The 26983-nt window shown below is 35.6% G+C and carries 22 protein-coding genes and 1 pseudogene; 7 read left to right on the forward strand and 16 right to left on the reverse strand.

All coding sequences use genetic code 11. The features are described from left to right. Nucleotides 1-117 (forward strand): annotated as a pseudogene (locus EQ827_RS09305) (IS982 family transposase); the annotation flags it as partial. A 12-nt stretch (nucleotides 118-129) separates the two neighbouring features. On the opposite strand, the gene EQ827_RS02265 reads toward EQ827_RS09305, so the two are convergent. After that, nucleotides 130-1011 (reverse strand): LysR family transcriptional regulator, encoded by an 882-nt coding sequence (locus EQ827_RS02265; protein ID WP_181189361.1) that lies wholly within the window; start codon nucleotides 1009-1011, stop codon nucleotides 130-132. A 210-nt stretch (nucleotides 1012-1221) separates the two neighbouring features. Here EQ827_RS02265 and EQ827_RS02270 point away from each other — a divergent pair, with 210 nt between their 5' ends. Together EQ827_RS02270 and EQ827_RS02275 are read left to right on the forward strand one after the other, a co-directional pair. Further along, a complete protein-coding gene (locus EQ827_RS02270; RefSeq protein ID WP_181189362.1) occupies nucleotides 1222-2562 on the forward strand; it encodes an acyclic terpene utilization AtuA family protein in 1341 nt (446 codons plus the stop codon). 1 nt (nucleotide 2563) lies between these two features. Next, the gene (locus EQ827_RS02275; RefSeq protein WP_181189363.1) at nucleotides 2564-2872 is read left to right on the forward strand and encodes an AtuA-related protein; all 309 of its coding nucleotides are present in this window, start codon (nucleotides 2564-2566) and stop codon (nucleotides 2870-2872) included. A 1083-nt stretch (nucleotides 2873-3955) separates the two neighbouring features. Here the strand turns inward: EQ827_RS02275 and EQ827_RS02280 are convergent. The 6 genes from EQ827_RS02280 to EQ827_RS02305 all read right to left on the reverse strand — a co-directional run bounded on the left by EQ827_RS02280 (nucleotide 3956) and on the right by EQ827_RS02305 (nucleotide 12020). Beyond that, on the reverse strand, nucleotides 3956-4915 hold the full coding sequence (locus EQ827_RS02280) for an ABC transporter permease (protein WP_181189364.1): 960 nt from the start codon (nucleotides 4913-4915) through the stop codon (nucleotides 3956-3958). A gap of 7 nt (nucleotides 4916-4922) precedes the next feature. Next, nucleotides 4923-5957 carry an ABC transporter permease gene (locus EQ827_RS02285; RefSeq protein WP_181189420.1) on the reverse strand — a complete coding sequence of 345 codons (1035 nt, stop codon included), beginning with the start codon at nucleotides 5955-5957 and terminating at the stop codon, nucleotides 4923-4925. Nucleotides 5958-5985: 28 nt separating this feature from the next. Then, nucleotides 5986-7533 carry an ABC transporter ATP-binding protein gene (locus EQ827_RS02290; RefSeq protein WP_181189365.1) on the reverse strand — a complete coding sequence of 516 codons (1548 nt, stop codon included), beginning with the start codon at nucleotides 7531-7533 and terminating at the stop codon, nucleotides 5986-5988. 11 nt (nucleotides 7534-7544) lie between these two features. Continuing rightward, entirely contained in the window at nucleotides 7545-8567 is a 1023-nt protein-coding gene (locus EQ827_RS02295) for a BMP family lipoprotein (protein ID WP_181189366.1), read from the reverse strand. A 270-nt stretch (nucleotides 8568-8837) separates the two neighbouring features. Continuing rightward, on the reverse strand, nucleotides 8838-11204 hold the full coding sequence (locus tag EQ827_RS02300) for a phosphoketolase family protein (RefSeq protein WP_181189367.1): 2367 nt from the start codon (nucleotides 11202-11204) through the stop codon (nucleotides 8838-8840). 90 nt (nucleotides 11205-11294) lie between these two features. Continuing rightward, nucleotides 11295-12020: a GntR family transcriptional regulator gene (locus EQ827_RS02305; RefSeq protein WP_181189368.1), complete on the reverse strand. Its 726-nt coding sequence runs from the start codon at nucleotides 12018-12020 to the stop codon at nucleotides 11295-11297. Between the two features lie 177 nt (nucleotides 12021-12197). Between EQ827_RS02305 and EQ827_RS02310 the strand changes: the two genes are divergently transcribed. Beyond that, entirely contained in the window at nucleotides 12198-13691 is a 1494-nt protein-coding gene (locus EQ827_RS02310; RefSeq protein ID WP_181189369.1) for a glucosaminidase domain-containing protein, read from the forward strand. A gap of 113 nt (nucleotides 13692-13804) precedes the next feature. Next, nucleotides 13805-15169, forward strand: coding sequence for a hemolysin family protein (locus tag EQ827_RS02315; protein ID WP_181189370.1), 1365 nt, complete (start codon nucleotides 13805-13807; stop codon nucleotides 15167-15169). Between the two features lie 318 nt (nucleotides 15170-15487). Here the strand turns inward: EQ827_RS02315 and EQ827_RS02320 are convergent, their stop codons facing one another. The 4 genes from EQ827_RS02320 to EQ827_RS02335 all read right to left on the reverse strand — a co-directional run bounded on the left by EQ827_RS02320 (nucleotide 15488) and on the right by EQ827_RS02335 (nucleotide 19484). After that, nucleotides 15488-16591: a glycerol dehydrogenase gene (locus EQ827_RS02320; RefSeq protein WP_181189371.1), complete on the reverse strand. Its 1104-nt coding sequence runs from the start codon at nucleotides 16589-16591 to the stop codon at nucleotides 15488-15490. 205 nt (nucleotides 16592-16796) lie between these two features. Further along, nucleotides 16797-17663, reverse strand: a complete 867-nt coding sequence (gene fba / locus EQ827_RS02325; RefSeq protein ID WP_181189372.1) for a class II fructose-1,6-bisphosphate aldolase — start codon at nucleotides 17661-17663, stop codon at nucleotides 16797-16799. Between the two features lie 256 nt (nucleotides 17664-17919). Next, nucleotides 17920-18840, reverse strand: coding sequence for an alpha/beta hydrolase (locus EQ827_RS02330; protein ID WP_181189373.1), 921 nt, complete (start codon nucleotides 18838-18840; stop codon nucleotides 17920-17922). Then, nucleotides 18840-19484 carry an HAD hydrolase-like protein gene (locus EQ827_RS02335; RefSeq protein ID WP_181189374.1) on the reverse strand — a complete coding sequence of 215 codons (645 nt, stop codon included), beginning with the start codon at nucleotides 19482-19484 and terminating at the stop codon, nucleotides 18840-18842. Before EQ827_RS02335 ends, EQ827_RS02330 begins: the two co-directional genes overlap by 1 nt. Before the next feature lie 88 nt (nucleotides 19485-19572). Here EQ827_RS02335 and EQ827_RS02340 point away from each other — a divergent pair, with 88 nt between their 5' ends. Continuing rightward, nucleotides 19573-21888, forward strand: coding sequence for an HAD-IC family P-type ATPase (locus EQ827_RS02340; RefSeq protein WP_181189375.1), 2316 nt, complete (start codon nucleotides 19573-19575; stop codon nucleotides 21886-21888). Nucleotides 21889-21901: 13 nt separating this feature from the next. On the opposite strand, the gene EQ827_RS02345 is transcribed toward EQ827_RS02340, so the two are convergent. Genes EQ827_RS02345 through EQ827_RS02355 form a run of 3 tightly spaced genes read right to left on the reverse strand, consistent with a single transcriptional unit; the run spans nucleotide 21902 to nucleotide 23515 of the window. Further along, entirely contained in the window at nucleotides 21902-22357 is a 456-nt protein-coding gene (locus EQ827_RS02345) for an 8-oxo-dGTP diphosphatase (RefSeq protein ID WP_181189376.1), read from the reverse strand. 17 nt (nucleotides 22358-22374) lie between these two features. Next, entirely contained in the window at nucleotides 22375-22755 is a 381-nt protein-coding gene (locus EQ827_RS02350; protein WP_181189377.1) for a YueI family protein, read from the reverse strand. After that, nucleotides 22748-23515 carry a glycosyltransferase family 2 protein gene (locus EQ827_RS02355; RefSeq protein ID WP_181189378.1) on the reverse strand — a complete coding sequence of 256 codons (768 nt, stop codon included), beginning with the start codon at nucleotides 23513-23515 and terminating at the stop codon, nucleotides 22748-22750. Before EQ827_RS02355 ends, EQ827_RS02350 begins: the two co-directional genes overlap by 8 nt. A 96-nt stretch (nucleotides 23516-23611) precedes the next feature. Between EQ827_RS02355 and EQ827_RS02360 the strand changes: the two genes are divergently transcribed. Further along, nucleotides 23612-24379, forward strand: a complete 768-nt coding sequence (locus EQ827_RS02360) for a tyrosine-protein phosphatase (RefSeq protein ID WP_181189379.1) — start codon at nucleotides 23612-23614, stop codon at nucleotides 24377-24379. A 135-nt stretch (nucleotides 24380-24514) separates the two neighbouring features. Here the strand turns inward: EQ827_RS02360 and EQ827_RS02365 are convergent, their stop codons facing one another. Both EQ827_RS02365 and EQ827_RS02370 read right to left on the reverse strand, forming a co-directional pair. Next, nucleotides 24515-25489 carry a LacI family DNA-binding transcriptional regulator gene (locus EQ827_RS02365; protein ID WP_181189380.1) on the reverse strand — a complete coding sequence of 325 codons (975 nt, stop codon included), beginning with the start codon at nucleotides 25487-25489 and terminating at the stop codon, nucleotides 24515-24517. Between the two features lie 42 nt (nucleotides 25490-25531). Further along, complete coding sequence (locus EQ827_RS02370; protein ID WP_181189381.1) at nucleotides 25532-26971, reverse strand: glycoside hydrolase family 32 protein; 1440 nt, start codon at nucleotides 26969-26971, stop codon at nucleotides 25532-25534. Nucleotides 26972-26983: the final 12 nt, after the last annotated feature.

Consider the following 26983-nt stretch of genomic DNA (forward strand, 5'->3'; position numbering starts at 1 on the left):
TTCTCCAGCTGGAACAATCTTTTTGATATTGAACGCAATCGCGCGCGTTCACTAGCGGGATTTCAAACGCGGTTAGAACAATGTTTGTTTGTGGATACTATCAGAAAAATTAACTAGCACCATGCGTATTCACTGCATTTTTATAATTTCATTATCAAAATATTGGCGCACTTTCACTACCAACGGATTATTCTGATTAATTAGTACTGAGGAAACCAGCTCCCATGACAATTGTTTAATATCAAACGTATCTAAATCATGCAGATCATAACCCTTTAAAATGCTACTAGGCAAGATTGATACTAAAGGTTCAGAACGGCAAACATTGAGAAGAAAATTTTCAGAGTTCGAATCCATTATTATATTAGGCACTTTACCTTTATATTCAAATAAATCATCTAATTGCTCACGAAAAGTAAAAGTTGAATCTAATAAAACTAAGGGCAAATTTGCAATTTGAGAAATTGTAATATTAGAAGAAATATTAATTAGTTTAGGATTAAATACTAAAGTTCCATGACCTGATACTAAAGCATTTTTGTTTAATGATTCATATTTTATTGGTGCAACTAAATATGCCAAATCAATCTTTTCTAGTAAGAGTTCTTGTTGTAATTCTTCACCACCAATAACATGCACCTTTATTTTTATCTTGGGAAATTTCAACTGAAACCTAGGTAAAATAGTTGAAAAATAAGCTACTAAAACCGCAGGTACAATACCAATTTTTATTTTACCGCCCTCATTTTTTTTATTCTGAACATGAATTAGCATATGTTTATAATCGCGGATAACCCTTCTAGCATCTCTATAAAAAACTCTACCAATAGGTGTTAAATCAACTAATCTTTTGCCATGTCGTATAAATAATTTAACATCTTGAGTCTCTTCAAAATTTAGTATTGCTTTACTTAAAGTTGACTGTGACACATGCAATTTTTGTGCAGCCACACTTACATTAAAATTTGATATTACCACTTCAATAAAATAAATTAATTGGGTTATATTCAAAAATATTACCTCCCTATATATTTATATTTCACACTATATATGAATTTTAAGAATAAGTAAAGCTAGCTTCTTATTCATATATTTGGGTGTTTAAGCTTTACAAATTTATATTTTCTTTTACTAAAAATATAAAACATTGAACTTAAGTAATTAAAGTCAATATAATAACATTAGATATTAAGTAACTAATTTTTTAAGGAGGAATTAATTATGAATAAGATTCGTATCGGCTCTGGTGCAGGGTATGCTGATGATAGAATCGAGCCAGCAATTGATTTAATTAATCGTGGGAATTTGGATTACATTGCTTTCGAATGCTTAGCAGAAAGAACCATTGCTATTGCACAAAATCAAAAACTAAAAGATCCAAATAAGGGATATAATGATTTATTAGAATACCGTTTTAAAAAAATATTACCAGCAATTAAGCAACATCCGACAAAAGTTATTACAAATATGGGCGCCGCCAATCCTAAAGCTGCAACTAGAAAAGTAGTTGAAATGGCTCAGGAAATGAATTTACACAATTTAAAAATTGCAACTGTAATTGGGGATGATATAACAGATTCAATATCAAAATTTAGCAGATATACTGCAATGGAAACAAAAAAACCAATTTCAGAATTAAATAAAAAAATTGTATCTGCAAATGTTTACCTTGGAGCTGAAAAAATAGTTGAAGCTTTGGATAATGGTGCAGATATAGTTATTACCGGTAGAGTAGCTGATCCTTCATTGTTTATTGCTCCATTAATACACGAATTTAAATGGTCTATGAATGACTATGACAAACTTGGAAAAGGAACCTTATTAGGACATTTATTAGAATGTGCTGGTCAAGTTTCTGGAGGTTATTTTGATGATCCAGGTTATAAAGATGTTGACAAACTATGGGATTTAGGATTCCCTTATGCTGATGTAGAAGAAGATGGTAACATAATAATGCATAAACTTCCTAATACCGGTGGACTATTAAGCGAAGATACTGTAAAAGAACAATTAATATATGAAATTCAGGATCCCACTAAATACTACACTCCAGATGTGGTAGCGGATTTTTCAAATGTGCAAGTAAAACAGATTAAAGATGGAATAAATGTAATTGGTGCAACAGGAACATCTAAAACTGGAGAATTAAAGGTAAGTATTGGATATGAAGATGGATATATAACTGAATGTGGAATAAATTACGGTGGTCATAATTCACTTGACAAAGCAAAATTGGCAACTGAAATAGTAATAAAAAGATTGAAAATGCTTAAAATTCCTATAGATGCTATACAAGATGATTATATAGGAGTAAATAGTCTTTATCACGGCGTTTTATCACCCAATTCTCCTTTATATGAAGTTCGCGCAAGGTTAGCTGCTAGAACCCAAACTAAAGAAGCAGCAAATGAAATAAGTAGAGAATATAAATCTTTGTATACTAATGGACCGGCAGCTGGTGGAGGAATTCGTACAATTATACAAAAAATAGTTGCTATAGCTTCAATTACTATACCTGAAAGCAATGTAAAAACTACTATAGAATATAAGGAGGTTAATTAAAATGAAACTTTTTGAAATAGCTCACTCACGTACTGGTGATAAAGGAAATACTTCAACTATTTCCTTAATTCCCTATAAGAAAGAAGATTTCGATTTATTAAAAAAATATGTTACTGCTGATAAAGTTTCTGAATGGTTTAAACCATTAGGACCCATTAAAGTAACGAGATATGAGTTTTTTAAATTACCGGCATTAAATTTTGTAATTGAGAATGCACTACGAGGAGGGGTAACATACTCTTTAAATATAGATCGCCACGGTAAGTCATTTAGTAGTGCTCTTTTAGAAATGAATATACCCGATAAATAGTATCGATTAGTTATTAAAAATCTATAAAGGGTGTTGCATCAAGATTATATTAAATAAAAATAATCTAAAAATTAAAAACTAATTTTTTAATATGTATTAAAATCATCGAAATAAAAACACAATATTTTATTTGAGACAGCCTTTATTAAAGCTGTCTTTTTATATAAGGCATTATTTCTTCAACTTCGATTCTCTTGAATATTATTATGGCTGAGTTTTATGAAAGATTTTTTAAATATAATTGTTCTTTTCATACATAAAACTATTGATAATTTAAACTGTTTTATATTCCATTAAAAATTTGTGAATAAGATTGATACCATCTTATAGTGTAATTGGATATTTTAGCAAAAAAACGGAAGACAGTAGTGAAAATACACTTACATCTTGACATGAGAATATTATAAAAATTATATCCAAGAACAGCTTACTAAAACCAAACTAAATGTATTATATTGAAGTCGAGACCATTTTTTAGAAAATTGAATGCAATCTAGCGCACCAATGATCAATAGATTAATTACAGAAAACGTTGATAATGAGTTTAACCAATATATTAATTAACTTAAATTATAAGAAAAGAACACAGTAATAGAATTTGTTTCTCTTATTTTAATCATAAACATTCAAAAAGTACTCTGAAGAAATTAAAAGATAACTGCAGAGCACTTATTATTCAATCTTACGATTTATTTATCAGTTAAATATTTATATTATGATACGAATTATTCTAGTTATTTCAGATGTTTCTACAATGTAAACTATTTCAAACAAATTAAAAAAACGTCTTAATTGTATAAGCAATCAGCTAACTTTAACACTACCTTTAAAACTGCAATACCACATTTTTTCTTGAAATATAGCTAAGATAAACCAATAAAATACGAAACTAGTGTTTACTAATTATATAAACTCTAAATTAGTCACAGTAAATTACATTGTTGGACAAACGAAATGTTTATACATAAGTCATCCAAATTTAGATCTAATAATATATCAGAGATTGACAAACATCTGCTATTTAGTTAATTGCATAGGCTTAACTACCAACTCTCATATTTCAATTCATCTTAAATATCTTTTTTACTTACTCTTAATATAATTTTTGCCATCCGCTGCTGGCCCCACAGATCTACCAAAGAATATTGCCAAAACTATAACAGTGATCAGGTAGGGGGCAACTTGAAACCAAACTGAGTTAATATGACTTAATCCTGGAATATATGCTCCTATAATTGGTAAGCTTTGCGCTAATCCAAAAAATACAGCTGCTGCCATAGATCCAATCGGATCCCACTTACCAAAAATCATAGCCGCTAATGCCATAAAGCCTTGCCCAGAAATTGTACTAACTGAAAAATTAAGCGTAATGGATTGAGCCATTACTGCTCCACCTAAACCACCTAAAAAGCCTGACAAAAGTACGCCCCAATAACGATAATAATCCACATTAATTCCCAAAGTATCAGCTGCAGCTGGATTTTCACCAACAGATCGTAGATGCAAGACAAAAGCAGTGCGGTAAAGTACATACCAGCAAATAACAGCGATAATAATAGCAATCCAAGCGATAATTGAGGTTTGAGTAAAAAGTATCTTTCCAAGAATAGGTATTTGTTTTAAACCGTTAATAGTACTAGTGCCTAAGCCCTGATTAATAACAGGCGTTTGACCCTTTCCATTATAAAAAATTCTAGTCAAAAAAACACATACTGCAGGAGCAATCATATTTAATACCGCACCAGAAATTATATGGTCAGCACGCAAATTAATAGTAGCTACAGCATGCAATAAAGAAAATAAGCATCCACAAATCCCTCCAATCAGCAATGCCAGCCATGCAGCTAAAATCCCCAGTCTAGGAGCCAAGTTCAAAGTAAAAATTGTACTGCAAAATGCTCCTACAATCATCATTCCCTCTAACCCCACATTAATCACACCACTACGTTCCGAAAAAGTACCGCCTAGAGCAGTAAAAATTAATGGAGCCGAATAAACTAAAGTAGTTGAGATAATTGTCATTAAAATTGTCGTTAAACTCATTGTGAACTCACTTTCCAGCGATATTGAATTTTGGATAAGATAATTTATATTTTTTTAAAATTATTTCAAAAGCATATTTAATAGCAATAAAGAAAATTATCGAGCCTGTTACAATACTAACAATTTCTGTGGGAGCATTAGAATAAACAGACATACTCATTCCACCTATTTGTAAGGCTGAAAATAACAATGAAGAGAGAATAATTCCCAAAGGATTATATGAAGCCAAAATTGCAACCGCCATTCCATCATATCCGACTTGTGGCAAAGAGTTAGAGACGGATATATTTTGGAAATTACCTAAACCGTCTAAAGCTCCTCCTAATCCAGCCAAAATTCCTGAAATCAACATAGCCAAAATGATAGTTTTGCGAACATTCATACCCGCATATTGAGCTGCACGCTCATTTAACCCAATACTGCGTAATTCAAAACCAGCTCGGGTTCGATTAAAATAAATCCAAATAATTAAACAAACTAGTAATGCTAGTATAAATCCCCAATGTAATGTTGAATTGGATGTTAAAGACGCTAATAAGGGACTACGTAAACTCGCTTTAGCAGTAATTGTAGCTGAACTATCGTGCCCCTGGGCAGCTAGCCAATTTTTAACAGCAAAATTAACAAAATATAAAGCTACATAATTTAGCATGATAGTTGTAATTACTTCACTGGTTCCACAATAAGCCCGCAACAATCCAGCAATTGCTGACCAAACACCTCCTAAAAGTGCACCTGACATAATAGACACAATGATCAAAAACCACCCTGGGAGCCAAGACCATTTTAAAGCTACTACAACTGCGCCAAACCACCCCATTAAATACTGACCAGAACCACCAATATTAAAAAATCCGGCCTTGCTGGAAACCGCAAAACCCAAAGCAGTCAAAATTAAAGGTGTCATATTACGTAGTGTTTCGCCAATAGAATAAGCTCCACCAAAGGAGCCTACTAATAAATTCCCATAATTTTGTAGAGGATCATATCCAAACACTAACATTATAATAGCTCCTACTACAAAGCCGGAGACAATTGACATTAGTGGAAATACTAGCGCGGAATATTTTTTACAATTCACTTTTTGTAACCTCCTGTTGCACTGAACCAATCTTTTTTCCTGCCATCATAAGCCCGAGCTTTTGAGCAGTTATTGTTTTAGGGTCAACCTCTCCAATAATTTGACCGTCATGAATTACCATGACCCGATCAGATAATTTTAAAATTTCATCTAATTCAAAACTTACTAATAATATTCCTTTACCTTGATTACGTTCTTGAATAATTTTTCTGTGTATATATTCAATAGCTCCCACGTCTACTCCTCTAGTAGGATTAGCAGCTATTAATAAATCAGGATTATTTTGAATTTCTCGCGCAATTATAACCTTTTGTTGATTACCGCCAGATAAAGAAGCTACAGTTTCATATACGTTTTGTGTACGAATACCATAATTTTTAACAAGATTTTGAGCAAAAGAATTAATGTATTTGTAATTTAAAATGCCTCGATGATTCATTGGTGCATGGTAATACTCTTTTAATGCTAAATTTTCAGCTACTGACATAGATAAAATAAGCCCCTCAGCTTGGCGATCTTCCGGAACATATCCTACCTTCGATTCAACAAACTTTCTAACTGATTGATTAGCTAATTCTTGTCCATTTAGTTGAATTGAACCAGAGGTTACCTTATTCATTCCTGTTAAAGCAGCTAAGAGTTCTTCTTGACCATTACCATCAACTCCTGCTAAACCAACAATTTCTCCTTGATGTACCTGTAAATTTAGATTCAAGATTTTTGAACGACCATTATTCTGAACAGTTAATTGCTTTACATTTAAAATTAATTTTTGCTGTTTGACAGGTTGTTTTTGTACATTATTTTGGAGCTTACGTCCGACCATCATTTCTGCCAGCTGCTCTTCTCCAGCTTGACTGACTTTAACAGTTTCTATGACTTTACCGGAGCGAATAATAGTGCAATAGTCTGCGACTTCTTTGATTTCTTTAATTTTATGTGTAATAAAAATAATTGCTTTATTTTCGGATGCTAGGATACGAAAAGTCTGCATTAATTCTTTAATTTCTTGAGGAGTTAAAGCAGCAGTAGGCTCATCGAAAATAAGAACATCCGCTTTACGATATAAAGCTTTCATAATTTCTACTCTTTGCTGCATACCAACTGAAATATCGGCAACTTTAGCATCTAAATCTAATTGCAAATGATATCTCTGTGCCATTTGTTTTATTATCTGCTTTGCTTGGATATATTTGATCTTACCCAAATAATTATGCGGTTCATCGCCCAAAATAATATTCTCTAAAACGCTAAAGGCTGGTATTAGCATAAAATGTTGATGCACCATACCAATTCCTAATGCTTTAGCTGTTTGAGGATCTTTAATACTAACTATTCGATCATTTATCAAGATTTTTCCAGAAGTAGGTTGTAATAGCCCCGATAAGATTGACATTAATGTCGACTTCCCGGCACCATTTTCTCCTAATAATGCTAAAATTTCTCCTTGATGGACTTTTAAAGATACATCATTATTAGCAATTAAGTTGCCAAATTTTTTAGTAATATGCTGCATTTCTACAACTGTTTGTACCATAGCCATTTCCTTTATTTACTTTTTACCATAATTTGGCCCTTAATAATTTTTTGTCGATATTCTTGCACAGCTTTTTGAGCAGATACAGATAAATTATCATTAATTAAATCGACTCCTTTACCTTTTAAGTCATAGGTAACAATTTTATTACCAGGAAACTTTTTCTGATCAGCTTTATCAGCTATATCTTCTACAGCTGTATCTACCTTTTTTATAGCGGAAGCCAAAGTAACATTGCCTCCACTATATTGACCGTCTGCTTTTTGATCTTGATCTACACCAATAACCCAGACTTTTTTATTATTCTTACGGTTATCCTTAGCAGCACTAAAAACACCTGCACCAGAACCACCTGCCGCATGAAAAATTATATCAGCACCGTTATTGAACATGGCACTCGCTAATGATTTACCAACATCAGCCTTTGTGAAAGCTCCTACGTACTTCACATCCACTTTAATACTGGGATCAACGGCATGTACACCTTGAGTAAATCCTCTTTCAAAAGTTGTAATAACGTTACTCTTTACACCACCAATAAACCCAACTTTCTTAGTTTTAGTAGTTTTAGCTGCTGCCACCCCAGCCAAATAAGAAGATTGTTCAGTTTTAAATTGAACAGAAGTTACATTATTATGATGTGGAACAATGGAATCTATAATTGCAAAATTGGTCTGTGGATTTTGTTTAGCTGCAGTATCTACTGCAGTATTTAACGTATAACCTAATGCAAAAATAGTTTGATACTTTGCCTTGATTAATTTATTAATATTGGGCATAAAATCAGCATCAGAAGAAGATTGTACATAATTATATCCTCCAATACCCTTCTTTAAATGACGGTGTTTGCCCCATTTCTGCAAGCCTTCCCAAGCGGATTGATTAAATGATTTGTCATCAATTCCTCCACCATCTGTTACCAAAGCAGCCGTATGTTGTGTTTTTGATGCCGTTTGATGACCATGATTGCCACATCCCCCTAATATTAAACCGAATGTCATAAGTACTGCTGCTACAGCAGTTGGCCTCTTCATCACAATATCCTCCAAAATTTAATTAATAGTTTATATTAATAGTATAATAGTTATTTTCTTAAATCAATACAATTATGTAAAATAATACAAAAATAGTTCGTATTATTCTTAATATACTACTAAAAAAGTGATAAAAAGCAGCAAATAACAGGCAAATAAGAAACATTAAATATAACTAATGACTAACAATTTTTTAGATAATATCTTTATATGATAAAAAAAGCTACCCCTTAATTACTAGGAGTAGCTTTTATATTTTTAGTTTTAGTATTACTTATTAAAACCTTTAAATTTCCAATCTTGTACTTCTTGTAAATCTTCACCAGTTTCACGGATATAATCATGATGCTGTTGCATCTTTTTATCCATTTGCTGACTGAAGTCACTAGCCTTGTCACCATAAACTAATTGGCTAGCATGTTGAGCTAAGTGGAAACGATCCATCGAATTTAATAACCGCATATCGAATGGTGTAGTAATATCACCATTTTCGCGATAACCATGTGGATACATATTATGATTGTGACGATCAAAGAAGATATCACGCAATAAATCTTCATAACCATGGAAAGCAAAGATAACTGGAGTGTCTTTGGTAAAGAAGTTATCAAACTCTTCATCGCTTAAGCCACGTTCATTATGTTGAGGAGCTTGTAACTTCAACAAGTCTACTACATTGATAAAACGAATCTTCATATCTGGGAAGTTCTGATGCAAGATATCAATAGCAGCTAAAGTTTCCATGTTCGGTTCAGTACCAGCAGCAGCAAATACGATATCTGGTTTTTGACCATGGTCGTTGCTTGCCCAATCAATAACCTTTAATCCCTTATCAACTAATTCTTCTGCTTCTGCCATAGAATAAAATTGTGGACGAGGTTGTTTAGAAGCAATAATCAAATTAATTACTTCTTCATCATTCAAAATACGATCAGCTAAAGCTAATAAAGTATTAGTATCAGCTGGCAAATATTCCCGAATATACTTGGATTTCTTTTCAGCTAAATGAGTTAAAATACCGGGATCTTGGTGGGTGTAACCATTATGATCTTGTTGGAAAGAAGTGGAAGTGGAAATAATATTTAAAGCAGGATATTTCTTGCGCCAATTTTGTTCATCAGCTTTACGTAACCACTTGAAATGCTGAGTTAGCATCGAATCTACAACACGTAAGAAGGCCTCATAACTAGTGAAAATCCCATGGCGACCAGTCAAAGTATAACCTTCTAACCAACCTTCAGCTTGATGTTCTGATAATTGAGCATCCAATACACGTCCAGCAGGAGCTTCGAATTGATCATTTGGTTCTTTAATTGGTTCCATCCACTGACGATCAGTTACTTCAAAAATGTGGTTCAAACGGTTAGACATAGTTTCGTCTGGGCCAAACATTCTAAATGTTGTTGGATTTTTCTTAATTAAATCGCGTAAATACTTACCAAATTCAATCATATCCTGCGCATCATGGCTGCCAGGTTGGTCGATTGTCAATTGATAATCACGATAATCTGGCAAAGCTAATGGCTTCGGATCAATTCCCCCATTAGTAATAGGGTTCATTGCCATCCGTTGTTCACCTTTAGGTGTCAAAGCCCGAATTTCAGGTTTTAATGTACCATTTTCATCAAATAGTTCTTCCGGATGATAAGATTTGAGCCACTCTACCAAAGCATCAGCATGTTCCATGTCATTTTGATCCACTGGAATTGGAATTTGGTGAGCTCTAAAGGAATTTTCAATAGGTTCATTATCCCATTGCTTAGGACCAGTCCAGCCTTTCGGTGCGCGGAAAATAATCACTGGCCAAACTGGGCGAGTTGCATCAGCAGCTGCAGATTGACGGGCTTTAGTTTGAATAGCTTGGATCTTTTCAATTGCTTGATCCATAGCCTGAGCCATGACAGGATTTAATTTAACAGGATCTTCACCTTCAACAAAGATTGGCTCCCAACCCATACCTTCAAAGTACTTAGTTAATTCTTCGTCAGTTTTACGTGATAAGATTGTTGGATTAGAAATCTTGAAACCATTCAAATTCACAATTGGCAACACTGCACCGTCATTAACCGGGTTAATGAAGACATTTGAGAACCAAGAAGTAGCCAAAGGACCAGTTTCTGACTCACCATCACCAACAACTACAGCACTAATAACATCAGGATTATCCAAAATAGCACCAACACCGTGGGAAATAGAATAACCTAATTCGCCACCTTCATGAATAGATCCGGGAGTTTCAGGTGCAGCATGAGAAGCAACTCCACCTGGAAAAGAAAATTGTTTAAACAATTTTTGTAAACCGGATTCATCTTGAGTTATATCTGGATAAATCTCACTATAACTACCATCAAGGTAAGAGTTAGAAACCATAACTTGGCCACCATGACCAGGTCCTTCAACATAAAACATATTTAAATTGTACTTATTAATAACACGATTCAAATGACTATAAATAAAGTTTTGTCCGGCAATAGTTCCCCAGTGTCCAATGGGGTGAACCTTAACATCACTAGCTTTTAAAGGACGCTTCAATAAAGGATTATCTTTTAAATATAATTGACCTACGGAAATATAATTAGCTGCATTAAAATATTTATGCATTAAATCAAAATATTCCGCACTACTGTAATCTGTCATCTGCTGACCTCCCAATAATTTGCTTACATATTATTTATAAACCGTATAAGTCCATTTGTCAACCATTTAAATAATTGGAACGCACCAATTTTATTTACCCAAATTAACAAACGTCGAAAAATTCAAATAGCGGTAGTGTAAACGCATGCTCGAATATTCAAAGGGCGTGCCATCGTCCACAAAAAAAATCCCTGCCATAATTCCCACTGGTTCGGTGGCTTTTAAATTTAAAAGTTTTTGATCTTCACTAGTAGAAGGCTCAGTAGTCACGTCCAAGTAGGCGCGATTAATGATGGTATTTTCTTGATCTTCTAAATAATTAAAGAGCGAATGCTCCAATAAAGACTTAGAAAGCCGTGGGAAAGCCCGCACCGGAATATAACTTTGTTCAATTAAAATAGGAACCGAGTCTAATTTACGCAATCTTTTAAAGCTATAAACAAAATCATCGTCCGTTAAAAAAAGATTTTCCTTAATATCCTTATTAGGTTTAATCACATCCAAATTCAAAACTTGAATTTGCTGCTGCTTACCATTCGTGACAATAGAAGTTGTCAGACCCACGTTATCACCGGTATAATCTAAGGCCGTTTTATTCCGCAAAAATAACGGATTAATAAAATTACCAGAGCCTTGTTTTTTAAACACAATTCCTTGATCTGCCAACAGCTGCACAGCTCGTTTAATCGAACTGCGGCTTACAGAAAAATTCTCTGCTAAAGTGCGTTCATCCGGTAATTTCATATCTGTATAATGCTGATGAGAAATATTATGTTTGATCGTATTGGCCACTGCTACATAAAGAGGTTTTTTCATTAAATTCTGTTCTCCAATAATAATTAATTAATAGTTTGTATAACATAGAAGTACCTAGTTTTATATGATAAACTAAACTTTAAAGATTATTAATCTTTTCTTTAGCTTAATAAATAAAAATTGCCGATTTTTAGTTTATAAATTTTTTTCGAGTATTTTAAAGGAGCAATCCTCTTCATGAAAAAAAGTAATTTATTTTGGTCAACAATTTTAACTTCCACAACCATTTTGGCTACTTTACCTATTCAAAGCGTGAAAGCTGCTGATAATCCTGCTAATACTGACAGCCAAAACAATCAACCAGCTGCTAAACAAGATTTGCCTACTAGTAACAACCAGTCGAATCACTCTACCGCTGCGGACACTAATAAGCAAGCAATGCCTAATTCTTCAATCACTAGTCTGCTAAGAGATGAAACAGATAACTCCACGGCGGCTTCTTTAAGTCCAGCTACAACCTTCACACCGCCAACAATTTCTAAAGCAGATTTTTTAAGTCAGATTAAAGCTGGAGCACTCAACGGCTGGCAACAATACCACATTTTGCCTTCTATTACAGGAGCACAGGCAATTTTAGAATCCGGCTGGGGCAACTCACAATTAGCCCAAACTTACAATAATCTATTTGGGATTAAGGGTTCTTATAATGGGCAATCAGTAGTTTTACCAAGCGGCGAAGAGATTAATGGCAATAATGTTACTATTAATGCCCAATTTCGTGCTTATAATAGCTGGGCTGAAAGTATAAATGATCATGGCTTATTTCTCAACAATAATTCCCGTTATCAAAATTTACTGGGAGTTAGTGACTACCGCCAAGTAGCCCAATTGCTACAGCAAGATGGCTATGCCACTGCTTCTACCTATGCTCAATCTTTGATTAATATTATTGAAAGTAATAATTTGCAGAGCTGGGACCAGGAAGTCTTAGGGAATAGTGCCAGTATTACCCCTGCTCAGCCTATTAATACTAAACCAGACCCGGTTTCTGCCACAACTAGCGGCACTTATACTTTTAAAGCTACAACTAACATTTATACCAGTCCCAATACTCAAGATAAGGTGGTCGGACAATATCAAGCTGGTCAACAAGTAGTTTATAATGGCAAAATTCAAGCTCATGGTCATACCTGGCTGCAGTATCTTTCTTATTCGGGAGCTACTTGTTATGTGCCTGTGGACTCACCGGCAACTACTGCACCCGTTGCTACTGCTCCCCAGCAAAAACCAGCCGCCCCTACTTCAACCAGTGGTACTTATACTTTTAAAACTGCAACTAACATTTATACTAATCCTAATATCCAAGATAAGGTGGTCGGACAATATCAAGCCGGTCAACAAGTAGTTTATAATGGCAAAATTCAAGCTCATGGTCATACCTGGCTGCAGTATCTTTCTTATTCGGGAGCTACTTGTTATGTGCCTATTGACCAGCAAGCGCCGGCGGACAATCAGGGTTCTTCTACAGCTCCTCTGGCTAACTATGGCACTTATACTTTTAAGGCCTTGACTAATATTAGAACTCAGCCCAATCTTAAGGGCGAAATTGTCGGCCAATATTTACCTGGTCAAAATGTTTTTTATAACGGCAAAGTTGTTGGCGATGGTTATACTTGGCTCTATTATCTAACTCCATCTCATACCACATGTTATGTGGCCATTTTAAATTAAAAATATCTTTTATTTCTTTAAAATCCTTGACAATTATTGAACAACTCCATAGGCTATTACTTTAATCACTGGTATAATTAACATAAAAACAATTCAGAAATGGGGAATAATAGTTGTCTGACTCTCAGATATTTATTAATCTAATATGGATCATTGTTATTTTTGTTTTAGCGTTTTTCTTTATTTTGGCTGAATTTGCCTTAGTAACAACCAGAACCAGTCAGATAGAAGATGCCTTGGAGCAAAAAGCTGGGAACACTAAAAAATTAAAGCGTGCCCTCTACATGGTCAATAACCTTAATGAATATCTTTCTACAACTCAAGTAGGTACTACTGTTACTAGCTTGATATTAGGTTGGATTGGCGAGGATACATTGCAGGCCTTTTTTAATAACGTTTTGGGCATGTCTTTAAAATCCTCAACTTCTTTGCATGCAGCTAGTTCGGTTGTGGCATTATTACTTTTAACCTACTTGCAAGTTGTTATTACGGAAATCGTTCCTAAAAATATCGCCATTGATTTTCCTATGAAAATCTTAATGTTAACTGTTACACCTTTACATGTTTTTCATACCTTGGCCTATCCTTTTGTCTGGCTTTTAAATGTTTCGGCAACGGGAATTGTCAAAATGCTGGGTATGAAACCGGCTGATTCGGAAAGTGAAGTCTTTACTCAATCTGAGATTTTGCGTTTATCGCAAGCGTCAGTATCGAGCGGTCAATTAGACAAAAACGATTTAATTTATATGCAACGAGCTTTTGATTTAAATGATAAAGTCGCAAAAGATATCATGATTGATCGAACCCGCTTATATGTGGTGGATATTACTGACACTGTTGATGAAGTAATCAAGGATTACTTACAACAAGGCTTTTCCCGTTTTCCGGTAGTTGCTGATAATGATAAGGACAAAATTCTCGGCTATGTCTATGTTTATGATCTAGTACGGCAAAAACAAGTCAATGGCAAATTGCCAATTAGTCGCTTATTACGCTCAATTGTGACAGTTCCAGAGACAATGCCCATTCATAGTGTCCTCCACCAAATGATAGCCAAACAAACACCAATTGTAGTGGTGGTTGATGAATACGGTGGTACTAGTGGAATTGTGACCGATAAAGATATCTATGAAGAATTATTTGGCACTGTTAAAGATGAGGTTGATAATGTATCAGAAGAATACATTGTTAAAAATGAAGATGGTTCTTATGCCGTTAGTGGTAAGACGACGCTTTATGACTTTGAACGTTATTTCAAAACGGACATAGATGACTTTAAAGAAACTGATATTGTTACTTTAGCAGGTTATTTTATTGATAAATATCCCAATCTGCATTTAGGCAGTATCTTACATGTTGATAAATATACTCTCGAAGTGACGGACTTTGAGCATTCCTATATCAATAAGTTCAAAGTTACCGTTGATAAAAATGCTCCTAAAACTAAAAATACCACTTTGGAGTCAGTAGCTGATTAAATACATTAGCCAAGATCAAGACAAAACATTGTCTTGGTCTTTTTTATTGAATAAGATTATCAATGCCCAACTATTTGCTGAAACTAGCGGAGTTGATTTCCCTTTAATTACAGAAATATTTAGTTAATCATCTAACAATCACCTATTTGAATTCACATAAAGAACTTATGATGAACTATAATTAGCACAATAGCCTTGAAAAATCAAAAAGAGCTCCTTGCCATTTGGCAATTAGCTCTTTTTAAATTAGTTATAAAACTATCTTTTCGCAATTCTTTGATTAAGATTCATCAAGCATTAAAATATAGCAAAATAAATTTATTTAACATCTTGATAATCACGGCTGTATTCATCGACTGTTTTAATAGCGCCAAAAACATCAGTAGCGGTTATTTCACCAGGCATACGATTCATTGTATCACCCTCAGCACATGCTTGCTGAGCTACTTTCATCAAGTCTTCATCACTAGCTGAACCCAAATTTAAATCAGCTAAAGTTGTTGGCAGTCCCAACTCCAAATCAAATTTAAGAAATTTTTCAAAGCGTTGATAATTGCTGCCGTTTAAAATTAATTCTACTAATGTCCCATATGCTACTTTTTGACCATGAGTGAGTTTATGAATGTCACCTTTCAAAGCAGTAAATCCATCATGAATAGCATGGGCCGCTGCTAACCCACCACTTTCAAAGCCTAAACCACTTAATAACGTATTGGCTTCTACTATGCGATCTAGAGCCTCGGTTGCAACATGAGCTTTATTGGCAGCAATTGCTAATTTGGCATAGGCAAACAAGTTATCTTCGCAAGCTTGACCAATAGCCTTGGCTGCCAATGCTTGCTGACCATTTACCATGTTATTCGTCTTGGCTCGCCGAACATCACTAGCCTCAACATTTGTAGCCAAAGCATCCGCAATTCCAGAAATTAATAATTTTACAGGAGCACCAGCAATTACCTGGGTATCTACTAAGACCAAATCGGGATTTTTATCATAAAAGCGATAGTGATCAAATTGCCCTTGATCAGTATAAATGACTGACAGTCTGGAGCAAGGTGCGTCAGCAGAAGCAATTGTTGGGGCAATGATGACAGGAATATTAAGATTATCCCCAATAGCCTTTGCGGAATCAATAGTTTTACCACCACCAAGACCAACAATCATCTCGGAATTTTTTTCTTGTGCAATTGTGGATACCCGATTAATTTCTGATTCGGAGGCTTCTCCTTTAAAGGTAGCTATTTCTACTTTAAAGTTATTATCTGTCAAATAATCTTTAAATTTATTGCCCACAACGCCAAGAACTGTATTATCAGATAATAATAATATTTTTTTGCCGTATTTTTCTAAATACTTTACACTCTTAAATAATTCCCCTTCACCTTGAATATAAGTACTAGGGCTTGTAAATATTTTTGTCATCACTAAATCTCCTTTTAGTAAAACGCATATTAGCAATAATGCTAATAATTAAAAATTAAATTGTTAATAAATCGCTCAAACTCACCTTCTTTATAATGCCATTTAATGAATCATAGTCTGTGAAACCGATACCACAACAAGGAATTGTACTTATAAAAAAAGACCCTGACCAAAAGTCAGAGTCTTTATTAGTTAAATTTATAAATTATAGAGAAGGTGTACCAAACCATTCAATACGTGACTTAACAGTTTCTTTAATAGCTTCAGCACCAGGAGCTAACAATTTACGTGGGTCATAGCCTTTAGCGTCAATATCTTCGTCATGACCACCCTCAATATATTCGCGAGTAGCCTTTGCAAAAGCAAGTTGACATTCAGTATTAACGTTAACTTTAGAAATACCTAAAGAAATAGCTTTGACAATTTGTTCCTTAGGAATTCCGGAACCGCCATGCAATACTAAAGGAGTTTTAACTTCAGCAGCAATTTCTTGGAGACGGTCAAAGTTCAAGCCCTTCCAGTTGGCAGGGTAAACACCATGAATATTACCAATACCACAAGCCAAGTAGTCAACACCTGTAGCAGCTAAAGTCTTAGCTTCATCAACACTAGCTAATTCGCCAGCACCTGTAATACCATCTTCAGTACCACCAATAGAACCAACTTCTGCTTCTACAGAAATACCTTTAGCATGAGCTAATTTAACGATTTCCTTAGTCTTCTCTAAGTTTTCATCAAATGGCAAGTCATGACCATCAAACATTACAGAATTGTAACCTACTTCAATACATTCTTTAGCAGCTTCATAGTTACCATGGTCCAAGTGCATTACAACGGGAACTGTAATACCCATAGATTTAATTGTGTCTTGAACTAAGTGTAAGCATAATTCATAGCCACCCATATATTTAGCAGCGCCCATTGAAGTTTGAATTAAAATTGGAGTATTGGTTTCTTGAGCAGCACCTAAGATTGCCCGAGTCCATTCCAAGTTATTTGTATTAAAAGCTCCAACAGCATACTTACCTGCACGTGCTTTATTGAAAATTTCATTGCCGTTTACTAACGCCATGTTTGTCCTCCTAAAAAAGAAACATTATTTTCTACATAAGTTATTTTACCGCAATTTCTGAATCTTGAACACCTATTCACATGATGTAAACGATTTTGTTTTCAAAATTATGGAAATAAGTCTGCCAATAGCCAAATTATCAATTGTTTAAGTCTAAATTAGTCTCAGAACTAAAAATCTTAGTGCCTCTACAAATTAAGAAAAGCTGTTGTTTCTGAAAAGACGCACCTGATTAACGGGCAATTTCGTTAGAAAGTTAATCTAAATATTTTTCTGTCCAGGATAGTACCTGTTGCTGATATTTTTCCGGCTGCTTTTGAAAAGACTGTGCGTGTTTAGCACCCTTGACTAGCCATAATTTCTTGGGGCCAGCATCATTTCGATAATTAATTTGGGCATTAGCTGTTGGTACAAAAGTATCTTTAGTGCCATGGATAATGAGTAAAGGCACCTGATTTTGTTTTAATGTCTGAGATGTGTTGCCATCATATAAGTTATAGTGAGCAAACATTTGAGTATACAAATTGGCTGTCGGGATTAAGGGAACACTCGGCAAATTAAACATTTGTTTTAATTCATAGCTTAATTCACCATTAATCGAGGCATAGCCACAATCAGCAACGGCCACTTTCACTTGCGGTGGCACATGCAATCCCAAATAATACATCACTGTCGATGCACCCATGCTGACGCCAAATAGACCAATCTGGCTTTTACTACCTTGGCGATGAATGAGCTGTTGCAGCCAACCTTGAATATCTTGACGATCCTGCCAGCCAAAGCCGATATATTTCCCCTGACTGCGGCCATGGCTGCGATTATCAGGGGCTAAGACATTATAGCCTGCTTGATGAAAAAAGCGAATATAATTTCCTAAAGTGAGACTATTATCACCAAAGCCATGCACAACCACAATGGTCTTTTTTGTCGGGTGAACGGCTGGATAATAACGAGCTTTTAAGTGCAGTTTATCAGAACTTGTCTGCCGCCAGGTCGTTTGTTTTTGCTTTTTAGCCCAAACTTGTGCACTAGTTAAAGGGTGATTACTACCTTTAGCACTAAAACCAGTTTTAGAAAAAGCAAAATCAAATAAATAATAGGCCACACCCAAATCTGCTAGAATAAAAATGATTACTAAAAATATTAATAGACGTTTAAAGAACTTTTTCATCGTCATTAGCCGATCTGCGTTAATAAATCTAAGGGTTGCTCAATAGTAGCAATTACTCCAGCTTGCTGCAGTTCTTCTTGCGTACCGAAACCATATAATACTCCTATGGTAGCAACATCATTAGCCGCTGCACCAATAACATCTGTATCCCGGTCGCCGACCATCACGCAAGTTTTGGGATCCGTCAAATGTTCTGTTTTTAAACACGCACCAATGACATCACTTTTATGCATGGTTTCACTTAAGTCAGCACCATAAATACCTTGAAAGTAGTTATCTAACTGTAAATGGTGGATGATTTTTTTAGCGAAAGGTTCTGGCTTTGCAGTCGTAATATAAGCTTTTTTGCCTAGATTTTGTAATTGAATTAATAACTCTTGAACTTGCAGATAAAGTGTTAACTGCTGCCATCCTGTCTGCTCATAAAATTCCTGAAAATCTGCGATTAACCGCGTAGCTAATTCACTTTTAGGATCAATAGCGTTATATTTTTCAAAGCTTTCAGCCAAGGGCGGCCCAATAAATTTCCGCAACACTGTGTCTAAAGGGACAGACAAATGTTCTTTTTGATAGGAGTAGCGCAAGGCATTCATAATTCCTTCGCCGCTGTCAATTAAAGTTCCATCTAAATCAAATAAAATATTTTGCACCAATTTCTCTTCCTCTTCACAAAAAATTTACAAAATAATATTAACGTTATGATAAGCTTGATCAATATTCTTTTAACTGAGGTGGCTCATGAAAGCAACTGATGTCAACACTGGTCTGACAGACCTGGAAGTTCAACAACAAATTAAATATGGTAATACTAATCAAGTTGCTAATAATTCTACATCAGTAACTATGATTTTATCAAAAAATCTTTTTACTTTGTTTAATTTTATCAATTTGTTTTTAGCAGTAATTATTTTTTTTACTGGCAGTTATGAAAATTTATTCTTTTTGGGGCCAGTAGTGGCCAATTTTTTAATTGGCTCTTATCAAGAAATTAAGGCTCAAAAGCAATTAGATCACTTAACTTTTTTAAATCGCCAGCAGATCCAAGTATTGCGGAATGGCCAAGTTCAAAAAATATTCCAAGATAATTTGGTTTTACATGATCTAATCATTATTCAAAGAGGCGAACAAATACCGGCAGATGGCCTAATTCGTCAATGTGCGCATATTGAAATCGACGAAGCTAATCTCACTGGGGAATCTAATTCTGTCAGTAAAAAAACTGGCGATCAGGTACTGTCAGGAAGTTTAGTCTTAAGCGGCCAAGCTTTAGTCGAATTGACCGCAGTTGGCAATCATAGCTTTGCCAATAAATTGGCCCATAATGCCCGTCAGCAAAAGCATGATATTTCCCAATTAATGCACATTATTAACCGTATCATTAAAATTCTTACTTATATTATTATTCCTCTCGGAACTATTTTGTTTGCAGTTACCTTCTATAAACAACATAATCTTAATCAAGCCATTTTAGGAACGTCCGCTTCAATTATCGGAATGATTCCTCAAGGCTTAGTACTCTTGACCTCAGTTGCTTTGGCCGTGGGCGCCATGCATTTAACCCATAAGCAAGTCCTAGTTAAGTCCATGACAGCTCTAGAAGCCTTAGCACGCGTTGATACTCTTTGCTTGGATAAAACAGGTACCATTACCACCGGCAACTTAAAGCTACAAAAAATTATTGCTAATAAGTTAGACCAAGACCAAATTTTAACCCTTTGTCAGCAACTAATGCTGGCTACTAAGGAACATAATGAAACCGCTCAGGCCATCTTAAAAGCCACCACACCACCACAAGAGCTCCCAGAAGTTGCTAGTATTATTGCTTTTTCTTCAGCACGCAAATGGGCAGCGGTTAATTGGCAAAATGGACAGCATCTAGCGATTGGAGCACCCTCATTTTTATTAGACGATAATGAACAAATTGCTATTGCTCATAGCTTTGCTCAACAAGGATATCGAGTTTTGGCACTGGTACAATCTGCAAAACCGATTGACCAAAAAGTTTTACAACCTGAATTAGTCGGTTTTTTATTAATTAGTGATGAAGTCCGTTCAACTGCTGCTAATACTTTTGAATATTTACGGCAACAAGGAGTAGCTATTAAAGTTATTTCTGGGGATGATCCGGCGACAGTGCAAAATATCACCCAGCAAGTTAATCTCCCCCATAGTCAGCAGGCAATAGACATGTCAACTATTGGCAGTCATCCCCATTGGGAAAAAATCGCCCAGCAGTATACTGTCTTTGGCCGTACTTTACCTGAACAAAAGCAAAAATTAATTCAAGCCTTACAAAATCAAAAACATAAAGTAGCTATGACTGGTGATGGCGTCAATGATGTTCTAGCAATGCGGCAATCTGATTGTGGTATTGCGATTGCTGGCAACAGTGACGCAGCCGAAAATGCGGCCGATTTTGTTTTATTAAGCAAAAACTTTGATTCGTTGATTTATGTTCTTAATGAAGGCCGCCGAGTTATTAATAACATTGAACGGGTAGCCGCCTTATATCTTATCAAAACTATGTATTCAGTTATGCTAACCGTACTCTTCATTTTCTTGCATACCGGCTACCCTTTCTATCCAGCCCAGATGACACCTATTAATGCCCTAACTGTCGGCATTCCTACTTTCTTATTAGCCTTGCGGCCTGATTTTTCTCCACCAGCGGGACGTTTTTTCCGCAATGTCATGCAAGTAGCATTGCCAGCAGCCTTAGATATTACCCTGATAGTAGTCGGGATTGTCGGCTATGGACATTGGGGACACCTGAATTTTGCCCAAACTTCCACTTTGGCAGTTTTAGCAATTAGCTTAATTGGCTTTGCCGCTTTATGGATTATCGCGCGACCGATTAATCGGGGAACTTTATTCATCTTTTTAGCATTATTTGCTATCAACATCTTTGTCTTTACTATTTGGGGACACCCATTTAGAATCCTCAATCTCTGGCAAAATTCCGTCAATTTAGACGCTTTGATTATTCTAATATTATTTTATCCATTATATCTACTAACCCGTGAAATTATCGTGCGCTTGTTTTTTAAAAAATAAGTATAATTAAATTTTATAAAAATCGTGTCTGCCAATCTTTGCCGGCGCCTGTGCCATATAGTTCTGATAAGTCATCTCGAATCATGACTTGATACATCTCCCAAAAGTCGGGTGCTAGTTGATATTGCTTCAATTTTGCCGGATCCAGCCAAAATACGGGTCCTTCTTTAGAAGATTGCAATTCACCGCTAAATTGATGAGCTTTATACAATAAGACTATATAACCTTCGCCAGCGGGCGTAGTAAAGTCCATAACACCGCATAATTGTGGTCGTTGAATAGTTAAACCCGTTTCTTCTTGAATTTCGCGAATCATGGCCGCTTGTAAAGATTCACCTTTTTCAACGTGACCGCCAGGAAAAGTAATCCCCGGCCATGTTGGTTTTTGCCGATTTTGTACTAAAACCTGACCTTGCTTATTAGTAAGCATACACATATTAGTTAAAGTTATTAAACGTGCGCGACTCATTTATTAGCCCTCCTAACTCAAATTAAGACAGGATGCGTAATGCGATGGCGATCATCGGCAATAACTAATCCCATATCATTGTCAGCTAGTGGCCGCGTATTACTGCGAACATTAGCTTGTTCAATAATTGTAAATTGATAATTTAAGCTCACCGCTAACGATAAAAGCGGCCCCCGATAAGTACTCGACAAACGCCCATTAATGAACAAATGATACTGGGGATAACGCTGCAACACACGCTTTACCAATGGCAAATTTGCGGTATTACGTACTTGAGCTACTGTTAGCGCTAATGCAACTCGTTCTTGAAAATTACCTAAAAATTTTCTTTTTTCATCAGGCTTTAATTGCGGTTTTCCAAAAACATTCTGTTTCAGGTAATCTTCTAATTCAGTCATGAGTACTGTCCTCGGTTTCATTAATATTATTTTTTAAATCTAAAAGTGTCTTTACAATCCGGTAATTAGCCAGGCCAATACTTTTAGCACTTTCCAAGTCATACGTATGAGTAGCACTTTTGACATGCTGCCAATAATGATATAAGGGTATAGGCTGCACATAAAAGTTATGCGCACTGGCTGCATATTGAATATTAAAAACTTGGTCTTCCATCAAAGATAAATCACTTTCAAACTTCAAATGATGTTGCTTGATTAAATCCAAACGATAAACTTTATTCCAAGTATATCCCATAATTTGGCCTGAGATTTTAGTCAAATGCCGAATCATTTCCGTCCGATTAATCAACCCTTGAACGTGTTTACCCCAAACCTTAATCGTTCCTCGCTGTGATTCCTTATAATAACCACAAGCTGCCATATCAACTTGATATTGTTGGAAAGTTTTTAAGAAGAAATCTGTATACTGGGGCTCCAGCCAATCATCCCCGTCTAAAAAAGTGATTAATTGGCCTTGAGCTTCTTGAATACCCCGATTGCGAGCAGCAGAAATACCACAATTATGAGCTTGCGTTACCATTCGAAAATTAGGATTTTGCTTAATGAAAGACTGCGCAATCGTTGCAGTTTGATCAGTAGAAGCATCATTGACCATGATGACCTCAAAATGTGAATTAACTTGTGCTTCTAAAGATTTTAAACAACGGCTTAAGAAGCGTTCTTCGTTATATAATGGCATAATGATGGACAATAATTGCATATACTCACCCAATTTATTTAAACTATTATTACTACCTTACCTTATCTAGAAACTGAACACAATTTTTTAAACAAACAAATTACTGGAGGTCTTATCATGCAAAGATTTTTTAATTTTTCTAATACCTATAACTTTCGCGAATTAGGCGGCTATCCTACAAGTGATCACCGCCAAATCCGTAGCCATAAAATCTTACGTGCTGCCTATTTATCACGACTGACTGCTCCTGAACTGCAACAACTCAAAGATTATGGCCTTCGCTATTGTATTGACTTACGTTCGGACTATGAACGCCAGCAGTGGCCTGATCCAAAGGCAGATTTTTTAACTTCAATTCACCTGCCTTTATATTCAACACAGGGAATTGATGATAAACTTTATCAAGCCTTGCCTGTTGCTAAACGTTATGATGAATTACCCGGAATCTATCAGCAAGTAGTGCTAGATCACTATACTCAAAAAGCTTTTCGTAGTTTTTTTGCTATTTTATTGCGTAATAACCAAGAAGGACAATCGGTGGTATTCCATTGCTCAGCAGGAAAAGATCGAACCGGGATTATGGCAATTTTATTTCTATTGCTGATGCAAGTACCAATTGAATATATCACCCAAGATTATCTACTTTCCAACTTGATGTATCAAAATCAAGTTGATGCCCAAGTTTTAAACAATCCTAATGACACAACTATTCAGAAGATGAATTTTACTCAAGCTGATCAAGCAGCTGTTAAAGCAGTTGCCGCTGCAATTTTAGGAATTTATCAAAGCTGGGAAAATTTTCGCGAACAGGTTTTAGGCTTATCAAGCAACGACTATCATAGACTACGTGAACTCTATACTGAACCCCAAAATTCTAATCAATAAAACATTTATTTCAAAAAATTCTCGCTAACCATCATTAGAAGTTGCGTACTAAAAACTTGGTATTTATATATAAAATCAGGGCTGAGACAATATTGTCCCAGCCCTTTGTGCCTTTTAATTAATATCAAATCTTATTCAGCCCGTTTGGCTTTCCCATAAAGTTACCGGCAATAAATATTCTTTGTCGGTAGGTTCTTTATGCAGCCGTTTTTGTAAAATTTCAACGGCTGTGCGCGCCATTTTGTCAATAGGCTGAACGACTGTCGTCAATTGCGGCACCAATTCACGCACCATTTTAGTACCATCGTAGCCAATTACCAATAAATCTTCCGGAACATGGCGACCATACTGGGAAGCTAACTGCATAATTTGTACAGCATCCGTATCATTAGAAGCAAAAATAGCTTCAACATTAGAATGTTCTTCAAAAATTCTTCTGAAAACTTGGTCTTTAACTTGGGTGGAAACATTAAAGTCCACTTCATAAGTGATCGGCTGTAAATTATGAGCGTGCATCACGTCCTCATAGGCCTGCCGGCGCCGTTGGGCCGGGGTGGCTAAATCATGAGGCCCGTTAGTATGAATAATTTTACAAGCACCATGTTCGATTAGACGTTGCGTCGCCATTTGTCCCCCGCGATAATTATCCGAAGCAACTACTGGAATATCTTGATTCATCACCCGATCAATTGCCACTACCGGTAATCCCTGATGTCGATATTGCTGAATACCTTGATTATGAGCCCCAACAATAAGGCCATCAACTTGCTTAATCAATAATTGCTGCAAATAATCCGCTTCTTTTTGGGGGTTATTCATCGAATTACCAATCAAGACCTTAAAACCCTGCTGATAGAGACGATCTTCTAAAGCCGCTGTTAATTCTCCAAAAAAAGGATTAGCAACTGTCGGCAATAAGATACCAATTAAATCAGTTTTATTCTTATATAATTGTCGAGCAACCACATTGGGATGATAATCTAATTCTTCAATAGCTTGATAAACTTTATCAATGGTCTTTTGACTCAGATATCCCCGCTTATTTAAAACACGCGAAACCGTAGTTTTGGATAAATGAGCCCGTTTTGCAACATCTTCTAGCTTTGGCACAACTTTACCTCATCAATGAATATTTATTTTATTATAACCTAATTATTCCTTGATTTGGTAATTGTTCGTTTGCGGATCTAATTGATAGATTGTGCAATCAAAAGTATTATTCTGCGCACTTGCCAATGTTATTGTCGGAGCTTGATCAAAGTAATAGCGTTCGGTCATGACAGATTCGCCGTCATTTAAAAAGATTTCTAAGGAACTTGTATCTACAAAAATCTGTACCTTCAAATCTGCACTTACTCGTAGTTGTGAAAGCCGGACATCTGAGCGATCAGAACGCCGGATAACAAAGCAATTATTAGCCTGTTGATATTCTAAAGCAATAAAGGCTTGCGTCTTAGCGTCAGTAAACTTCAGAGAAAAACCTGCACCTTGCAATTGTGTTAAGTCAGTTTGGATATTTAATTCTAATTGGGAATGTCCTTGTGTCAAAACTTGTTCTTTTTGAACTTCTAAACGAGTAGACATTAATTGCTGCTGACGTAAAGAATAAACTTCTGCTACTGGTAGTTGATAAAGCTGGTGTTGACGATAAACTAATTCCCGGGGCAAAGTTAAGGCTCCTGCCCAACCATCTTGTTGTTCAGGCATCTTGCTTTCCCACATATTCAACCAGCCAATCAATATGCGCCGACCATCAGGGGCTAACATTGTTTGAGGAGCGTAAAAGTCGTGCCCTTGGTCTAGCTCATGAAAACCACTGCGCTGAAATAATGGTTTTTGATAATCGAGGTGACCCAAGAAATAACCACTTTGATATAAATTCAAATATTTATCTACTTGTTTTTCAATGCCTTGAGGTGATGTCATTAAAACATCTTGGCCATCTAAGTGGAATAAGTCTGGGCACTCCCACATATACCCTTCAGTTGCTACTTCAGCAGAGTGTGCAATTGCTCCTAAATATTGCCAGGATTTTAAATCGGCTGATTTGTATAATAATAATCTTCCTAAGCCTTGCTGATCTTGGCTGCCAATAACCACATAGTATTTCCCATCATGTTCCCAAACCTTGGGATCTCTAAAATTCTTAGTATTATCTGCTGGTGGAGTTTTGATGATTGGATTATGTTCATATTTTGTAAAATGAATGCCATCTTCACTATAAGCTAAATTCTGATTTTGCCAGTAGTTGTCTGAATCACTATCATCATAATAATTATTACCTGTATAAATCAGATAAAGCACACCATCTTTCACAATAGCACTGCCGGAAAAACAACCGTTCTGATCTTCAGCATCTCCTGGCGTCAAAGCAAGAGGTAAAGTCTGCCAATGCAACAAGTCTTTACTGCGAGCGTGCCCCCAATGCATTGGGCCCCATTCAGCAGAATAAGGATGATATTGGTAAAAGATATGATAATAGCCTTTAAAGTAACAAAAGCCATTAGGATCATTAATCCAACCAGAAGGTGCCATCAAATGATAACCTAAACGATAGCGTTGATTAGTTAATTGAATTGGAGTTTGTGTCATTATTAAAACCTC

The sequence above is a fragment of the Bombilactobacillus bombi genome (genome assembly GCF_013607485.1).
GTDB lineage: Bacteria > Bacillota > Bacilli > Lactobacillales > Lactobacillaceae > Bombilactobacillus > Bombilactobacillus bombi_A.

Excerpts from the sequence above, each read along its gene's own strand:
- EQ827_RS02270 (WP_181189362.1), top strand. The coding sequence starts at position 1,222 with ATGAATAAGATTCGTATCGGCTCTGGTGCAGGGTATGCTGATGATAGA.
- EQ827_RS02275 (WP_181189363.1), top strand. The coding sequence starts at position 2,564 with ATGAAACTTTTTGAAATAGCTCACTCACGTACTGGTGATAAAGGAAAT.
- EQ827_RS02280 (WP_181189364.1), bottom strand. The coding sequence starts at position 4,915 with ATGAGTTTAACGACAATTTTAATGACAATTATCTCAACTACTTTAGTT.
- EQ827_RS02285 (WP_181189420.1), bottom strand. The coding sequence starts at position 5,957 with ATGTCAATTGTCTCCGGCTTTGTAGTAGGAGCTATTATAATGTTAGTG.
- EQ827_RS02290 (WP_181189365.1), bottom strand. The coding sequence starts at position 7,533 with ATGGTACAAACAGTTGTAGAAATGCAGCATATTACTAAAAAATTTGGC.
- EQ827_RS02295 (WP_181189366.1), bottom strand. The coding sequence starts at position 8,567 with ATGAAGAGGCCAACTGCTGTAGCAGCAGTACTTATGACATTCGGTTTA.
- EQ827_RS02300 (WP_181189367.1), bottom strand. The coding sequence starts at position 11,204 with ATGACAGATTACAGTAGTGCGGAATATTTTGATTTAATGCATAAATAT.
- EQ827_RS02305 (WP_181189368.1), bottom strand. The coding sequence starts at position 12,020 with ATGAAAAAACCTCTTTATGTAGCAGTGGCCAATACGATCAAACATAAT.
- EQ827_RS02310 (WP_181189369.1), top strand. The coding sequence starts at position 12,198 with ATGAAAAAAAGTAATTTATTTTGGTCAACAATTTTAACTTCCACAACC.
- EQ827_RS02320 (WP_181189371.1), bottom strand. The coding sequence starts at position 16,591 with ATGACAAAAATATTTACAAGCCCTAGTACTTATATTCAAGGTGAAGGG.
- fba (WP_181189372.1), bottom strand. The coding sequence starts at position 17,663 with ATGGCGTTAGTAAACGGCAATGAAATTTTCAATAAAGCACGTGCAGGT.
- EQ827_RS02330 (WP_181189373.1), bottom strand. The coding sequence starts at position 18,840 with ATGACGATGAAAAAGTTCTTTAAACGTCTATTAATATTTTTAGTAATC.
- EQ827_RS02340 (WP_181189375.1), top strand. The coding sequence starts at position 19,573 with ATGAAAGCAACTGATGTCAACACTGGTCTGACAGACCTGGAAGTTCAA.
- EQ827_RS02345 (WP_181189376.1), bottom strand. The coding sequence starts at position 22,357 with ATGAGTCGCGCACGTTTAATAACTTTAACTAATATGTGTATGCTTACT.
- EQ827_RS02350 (WP_181189377.1), bottom strand. The coding sequence starts at position 22,755 with ATGACTGAATTAGAAGATTACCTGAAACAGAATGTTTTTGGAAAACCG.
- EQ827_RS02355 (WP_181189378.1), bottom strand. The coding sequence starts at position 23,515 with ATGCAATTATTGTCCATCATTATGCCATTATATAACGAAGAACGCTTC.
- EQ827_RS02360 (WP_181189379.1), top strand. The coding sequence starts at position 23,612 with ATGCAAAGATTTTTTAATTTTTCTAATACCTATAACTTTCGCGAATTA.
- EQ827_RS02370 (WP_181189381.1), bottom strand. The coding sequence starts at position 26,971 with ATGACACAAACTCCAATTCAATTAACTAATCAACGCTATCGTTTAGGT.